Consider the following 17,829-nt stretch of genomic DNA (forward strand, 5'->3'; position numbering starts at 1 on the left):
CATCAGGTGGCCAGCAGGCCGGCCGCTTCGGCTTGCTGGCGCCGCATCCATTCGCCGGCGTCGGCCACGGTCAGCGCCCGCGCGTAGAAGAAGCCCTGCAAGGCGTGGCAGCCGGCGTCGCGCGCGGCCACCGCTTGCTCCAGCGTTTCGATGCCTTCGGCCACCACTTGCAGGTCGAGCGCGGCGGCCAGCTGGCAGATCGCCTTGACCACCGCCACCGCGTCCGGCGCCGGCAACGGGTCGATCAGGCCGCGGTCGATCTTCACCGTGCTCAACGGTAGCTGGCGCAGCATGCTCAGCGACGAGAAGCCGGTGCCGAAATCGTCCATCGCGACGTCGATCCCCAGGGTGCTCAGATGTTGCAGTTGCAGCCGGGTGTCGTCGAGGTTGTCGACCGCGGCGCTTTCGGTGATCTCCAGGGTCAGGCAGCGCGGCGGAATCGCGGTGTCGATCAGCGTCTGCTCGACGATCTGCAGGAAGCCGCGGTTGAGCAGCTGCATCGGCGAGACGTTGACCGCCACCGGCACGCAGTCGCCCAGCTCGGCGCACCAGACGGCGATCTGGCGGCACGCCTGTCCCAGCAGCATGGCGCCCAGTTCCGGGATCAGCCCGGTGCGCTCGGCGATGGCGATGAACTCCACCGGACTGACCCAGCCGATGCCCGGCCGCACCCAGCGCGCCAGCGCCTCGAACCCCAGCAGCTTGCCGCTCACGGCGTCGATCTTGGGCTGGTAGTCCAGGTAGATCTCGTTGTTCTTGATGCCTTTGCGCAGCGCCTGCTCGTTGTCCAGGGTCTGGCTCGACATCTGCTCGAAGCGCTGCTCGGCCATGGCCAGCGCGGTGCCGGGCGTGCGCTTGGCCTGGTACATGGCGGCGTTGGCGGCGCGCAGCAGCGCTTCGGCGTTGCCGGCGTTGTCGGGGAACACCGCCATGCCCATCGAGGCGTCGATGAAGTACTCGCCGCCCGGCACCTTGAGCGCCTGCACGCAGGCGTTTTTCAGACGCTCGGCGATATCGCGCGCGTTGCCTTCGTCGGGGTCGACGATGGCGAATTCGTCGCCGCCCAGCCGTATCAGTTCGGCGCGCGCGCCGAGCGCGTCCTTGAGCTTGGCGGCGAAGGCCTTCAGCACGTGATCGCCCGTCACATGGCCCTGGCTCTGGTTGAACAATTTAAAACGGTCGATATTCAGCACCACCAGGGTACAGTGCAGCGAGCCGTCGGCCAGGTAGCAGTACTCCCGCAGGCGCTGCATCAGCACGGCGCGGTTGGGCAGGCCGGTCAGCTTGTCGTGCGTGGCCTGGTGCACCAGCGCGCGGGCGCTGGCGTTGCGTTCGGTGTCGTCGGTGATCAGGATCTGGGTGGCGCCGACGCCGTCCCATTCGACCCGCCACGCTTCGAAGCGCAGCTCGAGCTCGCGGCCGCCGGCCACTTCGCGCCGGCCTTCCCAGCTGGCGATGTCGAGCTTGCCTTGCTGCAGCAGGCGGTGCTGGCGCTGCAATTGCTCGTCGCTGAAGCTCTCCGGCGGCAGGTCGGCGAACACCGTGTAGTTGCCCTGCCCCAGCGGCATGCCGTAGATGGCGCGCACCGCCGGATTGGCGTACAGGATGCGCAGGCCGTCGGTCACCACCACGCCCTGCACCGAGTGCTCGGTCAGCAACTGGAAGCGGGCCGCCAGCTTGCCGGCGTCGCGCAGCGCGCCGTCCAGCGCGCTGAGCACGAAGACGGTGCCGATCGCGGCCCGCAGCACGGTGGCGATGACGATGTGGGCGGCGATGCCCTGCTCGCCGTACAGCACCAGCAGCAGCTGGTCCAGGCCCAGCAGGATCAGCAGGGGGCCGACCAGGCGCTCCAGCGCATGGGTGGCCCACAGCCAGCGGCTGGCCAGCGCGCCCAGTCCGCACAGCACCAGCATATTGCATAGCGGCCAGTAGAACAGCTTGTCGGCCACGGTCGGCGCCGCCAGCGCGGCGGCGGCGGCCAGGCCGATGGCGATGGCGACACCGCGCGGCAGGCGGCGCCCGGCCAGCCGCAGCACGCCGGAGCCGAGAAACAGCAGGTTGGGGATGGCGCCGACCAGCACCAGCGGCACGCCCAGGCCGCTGAACGGCGCCGGCGCCGTGGTGTGGATCAGGTAGGCCAGCGGGATCAGCGCGGCGAACAGCGTCGAGCAGCCCATGTGGTGGGCGAAGGTCTGGTTGCGATGGCGTCGCCATACCAGCAACAGCGCCGTACCGATGACGGCGTACATGGCGGCGTTGATCAGGTACAGGTAGCTCATGCTGTCCATGTCAGGCCGCCGGGTGGTTGAACACTTGCCGCAGATAGGCCAGGAAGGTTTCGTCCTTGCACAGCGTCTTGCCGGGCGAGTCGGACAGCTTGGCCACCGACTGGCCGTTGCAGCACACCAGCTTCATGACGATGTTCAGCGGCGTCAGGCCGACGTCGTTGGTCAGGTGGGTGCCGATGCCGAAGCCGGTCATGATGCGGTCGGCGAAGTGGCGGTACAGCGCGAACGCGCTGTCGAGGTTCAGGCCGTCCGAGAACACCAGCCGCTTGGTGTTGGCGTCGACCCGCAGCGCGGCGTAGTGGGCCAGCGCTTTTTCGCCCCACGCCAGCGGGTCGCCGGAGTCGTGGCGCAGGCCGTCGAACAGCTTGGCGAAGTACAGGTCGAAGTCGTCGAGGAAGGCGTCCATGCCGACCACGTCGGTCAGGGCGACGCCGAGGTCGCCCCGGTATTCCTGCACCCACGCTTCCAGCGAGGCTTTCTGGAAATCGCGCAGGCGCACGCCGAAGGCCTGGAACGATTGCATGTATTCGTGCGCCATGGTGCCGATCGGCACCAGGCCGAACTTCATCGCCTGGTAGACGTTGGAGGTGCCCTTGAAGAATTGCGGCACTTCGCGCGCCAGCCGCTGCACCACTTCGTCGTGCCAGGCGCTGGAGTAGCGGCGGCGGGTGCCGAAGTCGGAGAATTCGAAGGGGTGGCGCCTGGCCGGCTCGGCGCCGAAGGCCTTCAGCGCGGCGATCTTGGCGGCCAGGCGCGCGCGGCCCTGCTCGAGCGCGGCGGCGCCGTCGAAGCGGCGGAAGTACAGCTCGTTGACGATGTACAGCACGTAGATCTCGAAGCCCATCACGTGCACCTGCGGGCCGCTGGCGTGGATCACCAGCGTGGCGCCGTCGGCGCGCACGTCGATGAACTTGCGCTGGAAACGGAACACGGTGAGGAAGTCGACGAAGTCGCTCTTGATGTAGCGCAGCGAGCGCAGGTAGTTCAGCTCCTGGTCGCGAAAGCTCATCGAGCACAGGTGGTCGAGCTCGCGTTCGATGTCGGGCAGCAGCTCGGTCAGCGGATAGGCGGTGGCGTTGCGGCAGACGAATTCGTACTCGGTGTGCGAGTTCGGATGGCCGTGCAACAGCGCCTGCCACATGGTGAACTTGTATAAATCGGTCTCCAGCAGACTGCGGACGATGGGCTCGCTCATGCGGGGTCCGCTCCCAGTGCGCGGCTGGCGTTGGCCAGCAGTTCGGGCAGCACGTCGGCGCTCTGCAGCAGTTGCACGCCGCGCGCCTGCATCGCCTGCAGGAAGGCCTGGTAGTTCGGCTCGAAGCCCGCGACCGGGCTGATGCAGTCGGTCAGCAGCACCAGCTTGGACAGCGGCTGGCCCAGGTGCTCGGCGATGTGCTCGACGGTGGCCTTGACGCAGTGGCTGCCGGCCTCGCCGGCGATGTAGACCTGGTCGGCCTCGGCCAGGGTGGCGATGAATTTGCTGTTGAGCTGGGTGTCCGAGTCGTCGGCGTCCGGCACTTCGGCCATGACGGCGGAATAGTGCTCGGTCCACGGGTTGGAGCCCTTGGCCAGCTTGGCGACGATGCCCAGCGCGGCTTCCTCCCAGGCGCCGTAGGCGGCGCGCACGTCTTCGTGGACGTTGTTGCCCCAGGTGCCGATCTCGCAGTGCACCGGCCACACCATCAGCCGGTAGCGGCCGGCCGCTTCCAGTTTGTCGAGGTAGTTCAGCGCCAGCGGCAGGGCGGCCGGATGGCGCGGCTGGAATTTCCCGGCGCGCACCTCGGCCGCGCCGATCTGCGTGAACGGCGCCACCGGCGCGCCGTCGCGGGCGATCCAGAAGGTGGGGTGGGCGATGTCGAAGCGGTGGTGCGAGTCGAGCGTGATGCTGATGGCGGTCAGGCCGGCGCGGCCGCGGTTGATCAGGCCGGCCAGGCGCAGCATGTCCTGGTGGGCGCCGGGCACCGGCAGCGCCGGCGCGTGCGGCGCGCGGGTGGCCGGGTTGAGCGGCAGGTAGCTGGCCGGCAGATCGCAAAAATCGTTTTGCGGATCGATGACCAGCAAATGCAGGTTCCGTTTCATGGGGGCTCCGATGCTTGCTTAACTGTATATGATTTTGCCCGATCGCGCGGGCCGACAGTGATGATTATCTGCCAAGCCACACAAATTGGCATACAAGCGCCCCACAGAAAGCGGCCGGCAGCCGCGGCCGACGCAAAAAAACTCCCTGCCGGCGGCCGCCGTCAGGGAGTTTTTGATGGCCGGAGCAGGAATTAAGCGGCGATCGCGTCGATCTTCGAGCGGCCCTTGGCGACGGCGGCGGCCACCGCTTCCTCGCCCATGGCCACGCCTTCGGCCACCACGAAGGTGACGTCGGTCATGCCGAGGAAGCCCAGCACCGAACGCAGGTAGGTGGTGACGTGGTCGTAGGCGGCGGCCGGGCCTTCGCTGTAGACGCCGCCGCTGGCGACGAACACGATGACTTTCTTGCCGTGCACCAGGCCCTCAGGGCCGTTGGCGCCGTACTTGAAGGTGCGGCCGGCGCGCGCCACGTGGTCGATCCAGGCCTTCAGGCCGGAGGTCACCGAGAAGTTGTACATCGGCGCGCCGATGACGATGGTGTCGGCGGCCAGCAGTTCGTCGACCAGCGTGTCCGAGGTCTTGATGGTGTGGGCCTGGTCGGCGTTGCGCTGCTCGGCCGGGGTGAAGTAGGCGCCCATCATCTGTTCGGTCAGGTGCGGCACCGGGCTGCTGGCCAGGTCGCGCGTGACCACGGTGCCGTCCGGGTTGGCCGCCTGCCATTTGGCGACGAATTCGCCGCCCAGCTGGCGCGACAGGGAGCCGGTTTGACGAACACTGCTATTGATGTGGAGTACGGTTGCCATGATGCTGTTTCCTTTCGGGTGGGAGGGATTGCATTCATCATAGAACGAGTTTAATATCGATGAAACTGGGTAAATTTAAATCTTACCTATCGATATATTAGATCAACGCGGTCGATATCAATCTCTCAACAAGGTACTGCATGCGCGATCCCGGCCTCCCCTCCCTCGACCAGCTGCGGGTGTTCATCGCCGTCATCGACCATGGCGGTTTCGCCCACGCGGCGCGGGCGCTGCACCGCACGCAGTCGGTGATCAGCTACACCATCGCCAACCTGGAGGAGCAGCTCAACATCGAGCTGCTGGACCGCAGCAAGCGCAAGCCGGTGCTGACCGAGGCCGGCAAGGCGCTGCTGGCCGACGCCCGCGCGGTGTCGCTCAAGGTAGACGGCATGCGGGCCCGCGCCAAGGCGCTGTCGGCCGGGCTGGAGGCCGAGGTGTCGGTGGTGGTCGACGTGATGTTCTCGACCTGCAAGCTGGTGCGCATCCTGCACGCCTTCCAGAAGGAGTTCCCGACCGTGGCGATGCGGCTGCGCACCGAGGCGCTGGGCGCCGTCACCCAGCTGGTACTGGAGCAGCAGTGCCACATCGGCATCAGCGGCTGGATGCCGGGCACGCCGAACATCATCGAGCGCCAGAGCTGCGGCTTCGTGACCATGGTGCCGGTGGCCGCGCCCGAGCATCCGCTGGCGCAGATCGCAGGCATCATTCCCAGCACGGTGCTGCGCGAGCACACCCAGCTGGTGCTGACCGACCGCAGCACCTTGACCAAGGGCCAGGACTTCGGCGTGCTGGCGCTGCGCGACTGGCGCCTGGGCGACCTCAGCTCCAAGCACGCGCTGCTGCGCAGCGGCATCGGCTGGGGCAATATGCCGGTCGAGTTCGTGCAGTGGGATCTGGATGCGGGACGGCTGGTGCAGCTGCACATCAGCGAAGGCAGCGCGTTCAGCTTCCCGTTGTATGTGATACGGCGCGGCGACGAGGAGCCGGGGCCGGCCACGCGCTGGCTGATGCAGCAATTCCTCGAGCTGGAGCAGGCCGGCGCGCCGCCGATGGGCGATGCGCCGCCCGGCTTGACGGCGCCCTCGCCTATTTCACTCCGGCGGCGCTGAGCTTGCCGCGCAGGCGGCGGATTTCCTCCGACAGATCGACCACCAGCGCGGCGACGTCGTCGTTGGCGTCGAAGTCGCGCTCGACCTGGCACAGCCGGCGCGCGCGCACCAGGTCGGCGCTGGTGAAGCGCCAGGCGACGTAGTCGCCGTCGGCGCAGTCGAGCAGGATGCCGGTGCGCACCCGCTGCACCACCCAGTCCGGCTCCACGGCGCAGGCTTGCGCCAGTTCTTCCACGGTCAGCGCGGCCTCATCGACCAGCACCGGGTTCAAGATTGCCTGTCCCATCGTTCATCCTCCCGCGCGCGGGTTGAAAGCCAGTTCGCGCGCCATGGTTTGATACAGTTCGCGGGCCTTGTCGCTGGTGGCCGGCGGCAGCACCACCTCCAGCAGCAGGTACAGGTCGCCGGTTTCCTTGCCGGGGATGCCGCGCCCGCGCAGGCGCAGCTTGCGGCCGGTCTGCGAGGCGGCCGGCACCGTCACGGTGACCTTGCCGGACGGCGTGGCGACGTCGATCTCGCCGCCCAGCGCCAACTCCCACGGCGCCACCGGCACCGTTTCGTAGACGTCGCGGCCGTCGATGCGGTAGCGGGCGTTGGGGCGGAACTGGATTTCCAGGTACAGGTCGCCCGGCCCGGCCGCGCCCGGCTGGCCCTGGCCCGACAGCCGCAGTTGCTGGCCGGCCGTCACGCCCTTCGGTATGTTGACGCTGAGGTTGCGCTCGCGCGTGACGATGCGGTCCTGGGCGTCGCGCTCGGCCACGGTCAGGCCGATGGCGCGGGTGGCGCCGTGGTAGCTGTCGGCCAGGTCGATGGTAATGCTGGCGTGGCTGTCCTCGCCGCGCCGCGGCGGCGCCTGACGGCGGCGGCCGCCGCCGCCCAGGTTGGCGAACAGGTCGGCGAAGAAGTCGCTGCCCATGGCGTCGCCGCCGAAGCCGCCGGCGCCGGGGCCGGCGCCGCCGTTGCCGAAGCCGCGGCCCCAGTCCGGCGGCGGACGGAATTCCTGGCCGGCGCGGTATTGGTGGCCGCGTCCCAGTTCGTCGTAGGCGGCGCGCTTTTCGGCGTCGCCCAGCACGCCGTAGGCCTCGTTCAACTCCTGGGTCTTGTGCTGGGCGTCGGCCTCCTTGCTGACGTCCGGATGGTATTTCCGGACCAGCTTGCGGTAGGCTTTCTTGATTTCATCCTCGCTGGCCGTCTTGGCCACGCCCAGGGTCTGATAGTAATCCTTGTATTCCACGTTGCGCGCTCCCGTCATGCATGTGCCACAGTCTAGCGCCTATCGGGCGCCAGTGCCGTCCGTCTTGTCATTTTTGCGCGCGCTTGTCGCCGGCGGCCGGCCTGGCGTCGATTTCGCGCAGCGACGACATCCTGTTGAAACGTTTCAGTTCGGCGCCGTGCGGTCGCCCGCCTGCGCCGCGGCGGCGCCTGGCAGGGTGGCGCACGCCGGCAGCTTGATGGCCGGGCCTTGCATGTCAGCGCACCCGGCGCAGCGAAGAGACCTGGTTGTTCATCTCGTCCAGGCGCTCGTAGCGGCCCGGCTCCAGCACGATGCAACGGCCGCCGAAGTCGGCGTGCTCGCACAGTTCCCAGCGGCCGTCGTTGACGATGACGGACCCGGCCTGGTCGTTGAAGTCGTAGCGGTCCAGCGTGCGCACCTCGTGGTTGCGCAGCTCCAGCCGGGCGCCGTTGAAGCGCGACTTGGAGAACAGCACGATGGGGTCGCGCCGGTGGCCGTAGCCGCGGTCGTCGTCGCGGTCGCGGTCGCCACGGTGGTCGCCGCGGTCGTCGCGCTCGTCACGGCCGCGGCCGCCACCGCCACCGCCACCGCCGCCGCCGTTGACTTCGCGCACCGAGGAGACGGCGTCGTTGAAGCCGTCCAGCGCCCGGTACTCGCCGCGCTCGACCGTCATGCAGCGGCCCTGGAAGTTGGCGTGCTCGCACAGCTGCCAGGTGCCGGAGCGCACGATCAGCGACGAGGTGCGGTCGTTGAAGCCGAGCGGCGCCAGGTCGGGCGTGGTGCCGCGCAAGGTCAGCGGCGGGCCGGCGAAGTTGGAGTCGGTGTACAGCGTCAGTTCGCCCGCGTGGGCGGCGCTGGCGGCCAGCAGGGGCGCGGCCAGCAGGATGGCGGCGCGGGTCAGACGGTGCAGGAATGGTTTCATGATGAAGCTCGCTCAGGTTCAGGTAAAAAGTTAAACAGCCAGTGCCATGCACCAACAACGCCTATGCTAGCGCCACGGCCGACAAGTCAATATGGCTAAATTGCAAGAAAATGTAATGATACAGCGCGGCGGGCCCGGCCGGACCGGGGTAGAATTGTCGCCCGCCCTATTTCGACCGCCGCGCATGCCCCACGCCTTCACCCTGCCCAATCTCCGCCGTGAAACCGCCGCCCTGTGGCGCCTGGCCTGGCCGATGCTGATCGGCCAGCTGGCCACGGTCGGCATGGGCGTGGCCGACGTGGCGATGACCGGCCACGCCAGCGCCGACGAGCTGGCCGCGGTGTCGCTGGGGGCGTCGATCTGGTCGATCATCCTGGTCACCGTCAGCGGCACCATGATGGCGATCAACAGCGTGGTGGCGCACGACGTCGGCGCCGGCGAGCTGGGGCGCATTCCGCACGCGGTGCGGCAAGCGCTGTGGAAGGCGCTGGGGGTGGGGGTGGCGGCGATGCTGCTGGCCAACCTGGCGACGCTGCTGTTCGAGCATCTGTACCTGAGCCCGCATGTACAGCGGCAGGCCGAGTTGTTCGTGCACGTGATCAGCATCGGCCTGCCGCCGTTCGCCGCCTACCGCGCGCTGTACGGCTACAGCACCAGCATCAATGAGACCAAGCCGGTGATGCTGATCGCGCTGCTGGGCCTGGGCTTCAATGTGCTGGTCAACTGGCTGCTGATCTTCGGCCACTGGGGCTTGCCCAAGCTGGGCGGGGTCGGCTGCGCGGTGGCCACCGGCCTGTGCATGTGGCTGATGCTGGCCGCCATGCTGGGCTGGATGCGGGTCGCGCCGGCCTACCGCGCCACCTATCCGTTCACCCACTGGGAGTGGCCGCACTGGCCGGAGATCCGTTCGATGCTGCGTCTGGGGCTGCCGATCGGCGTCACCTATTTCGCCGAGGTCAGCGCGTTCGGCGCGGTCAGCCTGCTGATCGCGCGCTACGGTGTGGTGCAGATATCCGCGCACCAGATCGCACTGAACTTTTCCTCGCTGGTGTTCATGGTGCCGCTCAGCTTCGGCATCGCGCTGATCACCCGCGTCGGCCACGCGGTGGGCGAAGGCAATCCGGTGCGGGCGCGCTTCGTGGCCTGGACCGGGGTGTGGCTGTCGCTGGCGTTCGCGGTGCTGTCGGCGCTGTTCATCGTGCTGTTGCGCCGGCAGATCGCCGAAGCCTACACCTCCGACCCGGCGGTGCAGGCGCTGTGCGTGCAGCTGCTGCTGTTCGCCGCGCTGTTCCAGTTGTCGGACGCCACCCAGGTGGCGACCTCGTGCGCGATCCGCGGCTACAAGGTCACGCGCCAGCCGATGCAGATCCAGCTGCTGGCGTTCTGGGGCTTCGCGCTGCCGCTGGGCTGCTGGCTGGGGCTGGCGCCGCAATGGCTGCCGTGGGCGCCGGCGCAGCCGATGGCGGCGGCCGGCTTCTGGATCGGTCTGGTGCTGGGGCTGACGGTGGCGGCGGTGTTGCTGAGCTGGTCGTTGCAGCGGCTGTCGCTGGCACGGGTGGCGGCGGCGCGGGCCGGCTGAGGGGCGGACCGGCCGGCCGTTACAAGGCGATACATGCGCCGAAGGAAAAACGGTTTTCCCGCGCGGATTCAGAACATTGCCGTCTCGCCACAACCCGGCCGGTCTGGTATCGTCTTGGGTTCTGATAAACAAGAGACACTCACCCCATGCGCTTCATCCTCTGCTTCCTCGCCCTGCTGGCCGGCGCCAACGCCGCCGCCGAAAAACTGACACTGGACCGTCTGCATTCCGACCCGTCGCTGAGCGGCCCCGGCGTGCGCAGCCTGAAGGTGTCGCCGGACGGCGCCCGCGTGACCTTCCTGCGCGGCCGCGACGACAACCAGTTCCAGCTCGACCTGTGGGAATACAATCTGAAGGACAAGACCACGCACCGCCTGGTCGACTCCAAGATCCTGGTGCCGGAAGAGAACCTGTCGGACGCCGAGAAGGCCCGCCGCGAGCGCGAGCGCACCGCCAGCTTGAAGGGCATCCTCAGCTACAGCTGGTCGCCGGACGGCAAGCAGCTGCTGGTGCCGATCGCCGGCAATCTGTACCTGATCGACGCCAGCAAGCCGGACGCCGCGCGCATGGTGGCCTCGGGCAATGTGCTCGATCCCAAGATTTCGCCCAAGGGCCGCTACGTGTCCTTCGTGCGCGACCAGAACCTGTACGTGATCGAGCTCTCCACCGGCAAGGAACAGCAGCTGACCAGCGACGGCAAGGGCAGCATCCACAACGCCGAGGCCGAGTTCGTGGCGCAGGAAGAAATGGGCCAGACCAGCGGCTACTACTGGGCGCCGGACGACTCCGCCATCGCCTACAAGCGCTACGACGAGGCGCCGGTGCCGGTGGTGCGCCGTTTTGAAATCTTCGCCGACCGCACCGACGTGGTCGAGCAGCGCTACCCGGCCGCCGGCGATCCGAACGTGCTGGTGCAGCTGAAGATCGTCTCGATCGGCAGCGGCGAGATCCGCAACGTCGAGCTGGGCGCCAACCCGGACATCTACCTGGTGCGCGCCGACTGGAGCGGCAACGCCAAGGCCTTGCTGTTCCAGCGCCAGAGCCGCGACCAGAAGACGCTGGAACTGGTGTCGGTCGATGCCGCCACCTTGGCGCAGAAGGTGCTGATCACCGAAAGCTCGCCGACCTGGGTCAGCATCTTCGACGACCTGCGCTTCCTCGGCAACGACAAGGGCTTCATCTGGTCGTCCGAGCGCAGCGGCCGCAAGCACCTGTACCAGTACGACATGCAGGGCAAGCTGCAACACGCCATTTCCAGCGGCGAATGGGGCATCGACCGCGTGCTGGCGCTGGATGAAAAAGGCGGCCGCGTGTTCGTGCAATCGAACCGCGACGCGGTGGTCGACAGCCAGACCTACGCATTGAAGCTGGACGGCAGCAGCGCCGCCAAGCCGGTGCGCATCACCCAGGGCGACGGCTGGCACGATTCCTCGTTCGCCCGCAACGGCGAAGTGTTCGTCGACACCTACTCCGATCCGGACACCCCGCCGCAGGTCAGCATCCGCCGTCCGGACGGCGCGATGATCAGCTGGCTGGAGCGCAACGAGCTGAACGCGTCCCACCCGTACGGCAAGTACCTGGACGCCCACCTGCGCACCGAGTACGGCAGCCTGAAGGCCAAGGACGGCCAGACCCTGTACTACTCGATGATCAAGCCGAGCGGCTTCGACGCCGCCAAGAAATACCCGGTCTACCTGTCGACCTACGGCGGCCCGCACTCGCAGCACGTGGCTCGCCGCTGGGGCAATTTCTTCGACCAGTACATGGCGCAGCAAGGCTTCGTGGTGTGGCGCCTGGATAACCGCGGTTCGTCGCGGCGCGAGCGCGTGTTCACCGACGCCAACTACCACAACCTGGGCAAGGTCGAGGTCGAAGACCAGCTGACCGGCATCGAGTGGCTGGGCAAGCAGAGCTTCGTCGACGCCAAGCGGGTGGGCGTGTTCGGCTGGAGCTACGGCGGCTTCATGACCTTGCGCCTGCTGGCGCAGGCGTCGGACCAGATCGCGATGGGCGTGTCGGTGGCGCCGGTGACCGACTGGTCGCTGTACGACACCCACTACACCGAGCAGTTCATGGGCACGCCGAAAGAGAACGCGGCCGGCTATGCATCGGGCGGCGTGTACTCGCACCTGGACGGGCTGAAGTCGCCGCTGCTGCTGATGCACGGCATGGCCGATGACAACGTGCTGTTCACCAACACCACGCGCATGATCGACGCGCTGGTCAAACGCAATGTGCACTTCGAACTGATGACCTATCCGGGCGCCAAGCACGGCATCTCGGGGCGCGGTCCGCAGCGCCATGTGTACGGCAACATCGAGGCCTTCTTCAAGAAGAATTTGATGCCGGAAACGAAGTAAGCAAAAAAAAGCCGCGTGGCTTGGGACGGCCTTGGCCGTCTTAAGCGCACGTGGCTTTTTTTTTGCGGCAACGATTAGTTGCGGTTGCCTTTGGCGATATCTTTGACCGCTTCCTTGGCGTCGCCCAGGCCTTTTTGCAGCTTGCCTTCGGCTTGCTTGTTCAGGCCCTTGGCTTGCTGCTCCGAGCTGCCGACCAGCTTGCCGGCCTCTTCCTGGATTTTGCCGCCGATGTCTTTCGCCGTACCTTTAACTTGATCCTTGTTCATGGTGAACTCCTTGGTGGGTGATGAAGTTACAGGACACACAGCGCTGTGCTGCGTGCAAGGCCCCCACTATAGGCAGACGCTGGTTGGCCTTCTGTGCGATTGCGCACCCATTCCGGCAATCAGATTGTGCGCCAGACGCTGGCCAGCCACGGTTGCTGATCGCGCGGCAAGCCTGCGGGACGATAGTAATGTTGGACTGCGATAAATCCTGCTGCCAGCAGGTAACGCTCCCAGGTGTCGTAGTCGTAGTAGCTGCCGTAGCGCGGGCCGTTCCAGCCTTCGCGGTTGTCGCCGCGCGGATTGGAGCTGAACAGCACGCCGCCGGTTTTCAGCGCGGCGTGCAGGTCCAGCAGCACCTGCGGCAGCGCGGCGCTGGGCAGGTGGAACAGCGAGGCGTTGGCGTAGACGCCGTCGAAAAAACCGGCGGGCAGATCGAGTTTGACGAAGTCCTGCTGCCACGCCGCGCAGCCGCTGTAGGCGCGCGCCATCTCGACGAATCGCGCCGAGCCGTCGATGCCGATCGCTTCGTGGCCCAGGCTCTTGAAGGTCTTCAGGTCGCGGCCGGGGCCGCAGCCCAGGTCCAGCAGGTGGTATGGCGCGGGGCCGTGTATCGCCGCCAGCAAGGCGGCGATGTTTTGGCTGACATCGTGGTCGATGGTGCCGGCGAAAAACTGCTCGGCATTGCGCTCGTAATGCTGCAGCGTGGTTTGAGTGATCTGCTCGATAGGGTCGGGTTCCATGCCGCCAGTATATACGGCGGGCGCGAAATTCAACCCTTCGACAGACTGCCCTATTTCGGCCTTCTGAAACTCTCTATTTTGTATGGATCCATACTTTGTGCAGCGCACAAGCCGTGTCGAGAGAAGATAAAACAAAAATAGAGAGTTTCCGAGGGCCGAAATAGGATCGTCCGGCGAAGGATGTGCGAACGGGTCCCCCATCGCACATCCTTCCTGCCCAGCTTGCCAGATCGGCCAGGTTCGCGCTCGGGCATGGCCGCATTGACGGCGGCCAGGCTGCGCTTCCAGCGCACCGATTGCTCAGGCGTGCCGTTCAGCGTGCGGCCGGAATAATCGAAGTGCCGGTCGGCCAGCGCGCTTGTCGCCGATGGCGGCGACGGTCGATGGGTCGGCGACGCAATAGATCGTAGCGACACGGCAGAAAAGAGACGCCAGACCAGCAAAATTGTTTCATTCATTGGGCGAATCGCTATATAGTTAGCCTATAGCAACGCGCTAACAACCCAGGAGATAAATATGAAACTTGATGCCCTGTTCCAGAATCCAACTGCGTTGCCCACCGCGCCTAAAGTCGTGGAAGAGCTGATCAGCAGTTTCGACAAGGCCAGCGTTTCGACCGAAGAGATCGCGAAGAAACTGTCGACAGATCCGGTGCTGAGCGCCAAGCTGCTGCGCCTGGCCAACTCGGCCTACTACCATGTGTCGCGCAGCATCGGCACGGTGGAAGACGCGGTGCTGATGCTCGGCTTCGTGACGGTGCGCACGCTGGTCATCAGTTCCGGCCTGGTCAGCGGCTTCAAGACCGTGCCCGGTCTCGACCTCAAGCAATTCTGGCGCTACAGCCTGCACACCGCGGTGTCGGCCAAGTGGATCGCCAAGAAGACCAAGGAAAACACCGACCTCGCCTTCACCATCGGCATGATGCACGCCATCGGCCAGCTGGTGATCCATTCGGCGATGGCCGAGCAGGCGATGGCGCTCGACAAGGTGGCCGGCCCGCTGGACTCGCGCCGCCTGGACGCCGAGCAAACCTCGTTCGGCTTCACCTTCGCCGACGTCGGCGCCGAACTGGCCAAGCGCTGGAAGTTCCCGCTGACCTTCTCGGAAACCATCCTGGCCTTCCCCGAGCCGCACCACAACGGCGAACTGAACCGCCTGGCCGCCGTGGTCTCGCTGGCCGCCTGGCGCGCCCGCGTCGAGCAGGCCGGCCTGAACGAAGAGGAAATCGCCGCCTGCTATCCGGCCGACCTGGCCGAGGAACTGGGCCTGGACGACAACGCGCTGATCGACGACATGCCGTCGCCGGACGAGCTGAGCGCCGGCCTGGAGGAGCTGGTCAAATAAACCAGCTTGTTTTTTGCGCCACGAAAAGCCCCGCATGGGGCTTTTTTTCGATCTTTTTCAAATATTTTTTCAAAACACCCTAAAGTTCCCATTTATGGCGACGTTAATCAGGACATGTGGTAATCCGTTATAACTAGCCAGGGTGAGAACATGACCTCCACCGAAGTCCTCTCGATGTACGAAAACATTGCCGGTTTGACCAATCAAATGGCCGCCGCCGCACGCCTGGGTGATTTCGACGGCCTGAGCCGCCTGGAAGCGCAATGCGCCAATGTAGCCCGCGCAGTAAGTAGCGGCGCGCCGGCCCTGAGCGGCGCCCCGCGCCTGCGCAAGATCGACCTGCTGAAACAGATCCTGGCCAACGACCGCGCCATCCGCGACGTCACCGAGCCTTGGGCCGACAACGTGCCCGGCATGTCGCGTCAATAAAACGCCCTGCCCAATAAAAAAAGCGCCCACGGGCGCTTTTTGCATTCAGGGCGATCAGCCCGCCAGCGCCACCTTCAGCGACAACGCGATGCCCTGCGCCGCCTGGGTGATTTCGTCCAGCGACGGGAAGCTCGGCGCGATGCGGATATGGCTATCCTTCGGATCGTTACCGTAAGGGAAAGCCGCACCGGCCGGCGTCAGCGTGATGCCCGCCTCCTTGGCCAGCGCCACGGTGCGCTTGGCCGAACCGTCCGGCGTCACCAGATCGATGAAGTAGCCGCCCTGCGGACGCGTCCACGACACGCCCGGCACGTCGGCCAGATGGTGCTCGAACTGCGCCAGCACCGCGTCGAACTTCGGCTTCAACAGCAAACGATGCTGTTCCATCAACGCTTCCACCGTCGGCAGGTCCTTCAGCAGACGCACATGGCGCAGCTGGTTGATCTTGTCCGGGCCGATGCTGCGGATGCCCGCGTGCTTGGTCCACCAGGCGATATTGGCCGGCGAAGCGGCCAGCGCGGCGATGCCCGAACCGGCCCAGCTCACCTTCGACGACGACGCGAACACGATCGCGCGGTCGGGGTTGCCGGCCTTGGCGCAGGCGTCCAGGATATTGGCCACTTCCAGCTTCCGCTCGCCCAGATGATGGAAGCGGTAAGCGTCGTCCCACATCAGGCGGAAGTCCGGCGCCGCCGTCTTCATCGCCGCCAGGCGGGCCACCACGGCGTCCGAAAACACCACGCCGCCCGGATTGCTGTACTTCGGCACGCACCACATGCCCTTGATGCTGGCGTCCTCGGCCACCAGTTTCTCCACCAGGTCCATGTCCGGACCGGCTTCGGTCATCGGAATGTTGATCATCTTGATGCCGCGCGCTTCGCAGATGGCGAAATGGCGGTCATAGCCCGGCACCGGGCACAGGAAGGTCACCGGCTCGCGCACCCACGGCGCATTGCCGGGCGTGCCGTTGAGCAGGCTGTAGATGATGACGTCATGCATCAGCGACAGGCTGGCGCTGCTGTCGACCACCACCTGCGCGGCCGGCACATCCAGCAGCTTGCCGAACAGTTCGCGCGCTTCCGGCAGGCCGATGGTGCCGCCGTAGTTGCGGCCATCGGTGCCGTCGGCGGCCTGGTAGCCGTCCAGCGGGGCCATCAGGCCATTCGACAGATCCAGTTGCTCGGGCGCAGGCTTGCCGCGGGACATGTCCAGCTTCAGGCCGAGTTGTTTGAAAGCTTGATATTGCTCTACTGCGGTCATAGCGCTCTTTCAGGTATGGGGAAGACGGAGGGGGTCGAATACTATACCCCAGATTGTCCGACCCCGATCAGAGCGTGCAGTTATATACTTATTACTGCTGCATCATTGATTCCGGCGTGACTTCGTGCAGCGGCGGCGCCTCCACCGGTTGGCCGCCCTCGCCGGCCGCCGTTTTCTTGCGGAATCCCTGCCAGATCTTCAGCGGCCCGCCGCCGCGTTTCTTGCGCAGGTAGAGATAGCCGCCGGCGCCCAGCAACAAGACCAGCACGCCGGCGCCGGCGGCGATCAGCGGCGTATTGCTGCTGGCCGGTTCCGGCGGTTTTTCCTTTTTATACTTCAGCTTGGGCAACACGCGCACCGTCTTGACCGGCGCCGACGCCGCCTCGGATGCCGACGCCGATGCCGACGCCGACGCTGCATGCGCAGCGGCTGGCGCCGCCGCCGTTGCCTTAACCGACGCCGCATGCGCCGACGAAGTGGCCGCGGCACTCGCGCCGTGCGCAGCGGCCGCCCCGCCCTTGGCCGCCAAAGCCCCCTGCAGCAGCTTCAGCTTGCCCTCCAGCTCGACCAGCTTGCTGGACAACTCGACGCTGTGGGTATCGAGCGCCGCGCATTCCTTGGCGCTCATGCCGGACGGGGTGCAGGCGGCCGCAGCCGCAGGCCGCGTCACGCCCCTGGGCAGCGGCAACGGCGCCAACGGCAACAAAGCCTGCGCCACGCCCAACGGCACGCCGCCGTCGGCCGGCGCCGGCCGCCGCGACGGCGCCGTTCGCAAACCACCCGGCCCGCCCACCTCGGATTCATGCGCCGACGGCATCGGCGCTGGCCGCGTCCGGTCCCGTAGCGGCGCCACGGCCGGCGTCACGGCCGGCGCCACGGCCACCGCGACCGGCGCCGGCGCCGCAGCCGCCTCCCTGGCCGCCCGCTCCGCCCTTGCCAACGCGGCCGCCTGCGCCGCCGTCATGGCCGGCGGCGGCGGCGGCGCCGGATTCGGATCCGCCTGCAGCCACACGGTCGCCGCGCGCACATCCTGGCGCCCGGCCGCGCTCAGCTCCAGGAACAGATGCACATAGTCGGCATCGATAGCCCGGATGGTAGTGATATGCAGGAACTGCCGGCCATCGCGCCGCACCACCGACAGGTGCAGCGAGGCCAGCGCCGGATGCATGCTGATGTTCGCGCCGCGAAACACATCCTGCTGCGCCAGCCGGACCTGCAGGCCCGCCACCTCGTCCGGCGCCAGCTGCACCAGCTCGATATCGGCCGCCAGCGGCTGGCCGACGTAGGAACGCACGGCGATATCGCCCAGTTCCGCCGCCGGCGCGGCGGCCGCCAGCAGCAACGCGCCGGCGCAAGCAAAGATCGTGGTCAGGAATGGTGTGCGCTGCATGTCGGGGTCGCTTGGACGCGAATTCT

Annotated in this window: 17 protein-coding genes; 5 read left to right on the top strand and 12 right to left on the bottom strand. The window is 66.7% G+C overall.

The window, feature by feature from the left end; translation table 11 throughout:
- Positions 1-2: 2 nt before the first annotated feature.
- From AC1RMD_RS17795 to AC1RMD_RS17810, 4 genes are all read right to left on the bottom strand, one after another.
- Positions 3-2,288, bottom strand: a complete 2,286-nt coding sequence (locus AC1RMD_RS17795) for a putative bifunctional diguanylate cyclase/phosphodiesterase (protein ID WP_492928016.1) — start codon at positions 2,286-2,288, stop codon at positions 3-5.
- Position 2,289: 1 nt separating this feature from the next.
- Complete coding sequence (pncB, locus tag AC1RMD_RS17800) at positions 2,290-3,483, bottom strand: nicotinate phosphoribosyltransferase (protein WP_492928017.1); 1,194 nt, start codon at positions 3,481-3,483, stop codon at positions 2,290-2,292.
- Positions 3,480-4,367, bottom strand: coding sequence for a cysteine hydrolase family protein (locus tag AC1RMD_RS17805; protein ID WP_492928018.1), 888 nt, complete (start codon positions 4,365-4,367; stop codon positions 3,480-3,482). Before AC1RMD_RS17805 ends, pncB begins: the two co-directional genes overlap by 4 nt.
- Before the next feature lie 191 nt (positions 4,368-4,558).
- Positions 4,559-5,170 (bottom strand): FMN-dependent NADH-azoreductase, encoded by a 612-nt coding sequence (locus AC1RMD_RS17810; protein WP_492928019.1) that lies wholly within the window; start codon positions 5,168-5,170, stop codon positions 4,559-4,561.
- Positions 5,171-5,310: 140 nt separating this feature from the next.
- On the opposite strand from AC1RMD_RS17810, the gene AC1RMD_RS17815 reads away from it, so the two are divergent.
- Positions 5,311-6,279 (top strand): LysR family transcriptional regulator, encoded by a 969-nt coding sequence (locus AC1RMD_RS17815; RefSeq protein WP_492928020.1) that lies wholly within the window; start codon positions 5,311-5,313, stop codon positions 6,277-6,279.
- Here AC1RMD_RS17815 and AC1RMD_RS17820 read toward each other — a convergent pair.
- The 3 genes from AC1RMD_RS17820 to AC1RMD_RS17830 form a co-directional block, all read right to left on the bottom strand.
- Complete coding sequence (locus AC1RMD_RS17820; protein WP_492928021.1) at positions 6,257-6,565, bottom strand: chaperone modulator CbpM; 309 nt, start codon at positions 6,563-6,565, stop codon at positions 6,257-6,259. The two genes, AC1RMD_RS17815 and AC1RMD_RS17820, sit on opposite strands and share 23 nt — an antisense overlap.
- Before the next feature lie 3 nt (positions 6,566-6,568).
- On the bottom strand, positions 6,569-7,513 hold the full coding sequence (locus tag AC1RMD_RS17825; protein ID WP_492928195.1) for a DnaJ C-terminal domain-containing protein: 945 nt from the start codon (positions 7,511-7,513) through the stop codon (positions 6,569-6,571).
- Positions 7,514-7,748: 235 nt separating this feature from the next.
- Positions 7,749-8,435 (bottom strand): beta/gamma crystallin family protein, encoded by a 687-nt coding sequence (locus tag AC1RMD_RS17830; RefSeq protein ID WP_492928022.1) that lies wholly within the window; start codon positions 8,433-8,435, stop codon positions 7,749-7,751.
- Positions 8,436-8,619: 184 nt separating this feature from the next.
- Here AC1RMD_RS17830 and AC1RMD_RS17835 point away from each other — a divergent pair, with 184 nt between their 5' ends.
- Together AC1RMD_RS17835 and AC1RMD_RS17840 are read left to right on the top strand one after the other, a co-directional pair.
- The gene (locus AC1RMD_RS17835; RefSeq protein ID WP_492928023.1) at positions 8,620-10,014 is read left to right on the top strand and encodes an MATE family efflux transporter; all 1,395 of its coding nucleotides are present in this window, start codon (positions 8,620-8,622) and stop codon (positions 10,012-10,014) included.
- A 146-nt stretch (positions 10,015-10,160) separates the two neighbouring features.
- Positions 10,161-12,374, top strand: a complete 2,214-nt coding sequence (locus tag AC1RMD_RS17840) for a S9 family peptidase (RefSeq protein ID WP_492928024.1) — start codon at positions 10,161-10,163, stop codon at positions 12,372-12,374.
- A gap of 74 nt (positions 12,375-12,448) precedes the next feature.
- Here AC1RMD_RS17840 and AC1RMD_RS17845 read toward each other — a convergent pair whose 3' ends face one another.
- From AC1RMD_RS17845 to AC1RMD_RS17855, 3 genes are all read right to left on the bottom strand, one after another.
- Positions 12,449-12,640 carry a CsbD family protein gene (locus AC1RMD_RS17845; RefSeq protein WP_492928025.1) on the bottom strand — a complete coding sequence of 64 codons (192 nt, stop codon included), beginning with the start codon at positions 12,638-12,640 and terminating at the stop codon, positions 12,449-12,451.
- Between the two features lie 119 nt (positions 12,641-12,759).
- Positions 12,760-13,380, bottom strand: a complete 621-nt coding sequence (locus AC1RMD_RS17850) for a class I SAM-dependent methyltransferase (protein ID WP_492928026.1) — start codon at positions 13,378-13,380, stop codon at positions 12,760-12,762.
- Between the two features lie 50 nt (positions 13,381-13,430).
- Positions 13,431-13,838, bottom strand: a complete 408-nt coding sequence (locus tag AC1RMD_RS17855; RefSeq protein ID WP_492928027.1) for a hypothetical protein — start codon at positions 13,836-13,838, stop codon at positions 13,431-13,433.
- 58 nt (positions 13,839-13,896) lie between these two features.
- On the opposite strand from AC1RMD_RS17855, the gene AC1RMD_RS17860 reads away from it, so the two are divergent.
- Together AC1RMD_RS17860 and AC1RMD_RS17865 are read left to right on the top strand one after the other, a co-directional pair.
- A complete protein-coding gene (locus tag AC1RMD_RS17860; RefSeq protein WP_492928028.1) occupies positions 13,897-14,724 on the top strand; it encodes an HDOD domain-containing protein in 828 nt (275 codons plus the stop codon).
- A gap of 150 nt (positions 14,725-14,874) precedes the next feature.
- Positions 14,875-15,153 carry a flagellar protein FliT gene (locus AC1RMD_RS17865; protein ID WP_492928029.1) on the top strand — a complete coding sequence of 93 codons (279 nt, stop codon included), beginning with the start codon at positions 14,875-14,877 and terminating at the stop codon, positions 15,151-15,153.
- A gap of 54 nt (positions 15,154-15,207) precedes the next feature.
- Here the strand turns inward: AC1RMD_RS17865 and AC1RMD_RS17870 are convergent, their stop codons facing one another.
- Together AC1RMD_RS17870 and AC1RMD_RS17875 are read right to left on the bottom strand one after the other, a co-directional pair.
- The gene (locus AC1RMD_RS17870; protein ID WP_492928030.1) at positions 15,208-16,413 is read right to left on the bottom strand and encodes an aspartate aminotransferase type Ic; all 1,206 of its coding nucleotides are present in this window, start codon (positions 16,411-16,413) and stop codon (positions 15,208-15,210) included.
- A 91-nt stretch (positions 16,414-16,504) separates the two neighbouring features.
- Positions 16,505-17,803 (bottom strand): type IV pilus assembly protein FimV, encoded by a 1,299-nt coding sequence (locus tag AC1RMD_RS17875; RefSeq protein ID WP_492928031.1) that lies wholly within the window; start codon positions 17,801-17,803, stop codon positions 16,505-16,507.
- Positions 17,804-17,829 lie beyond the last annotated feature (26 nt).

It is taken from the genome of Duganella sp. GW822-FHT06D06, assembly GCF_058799615.1.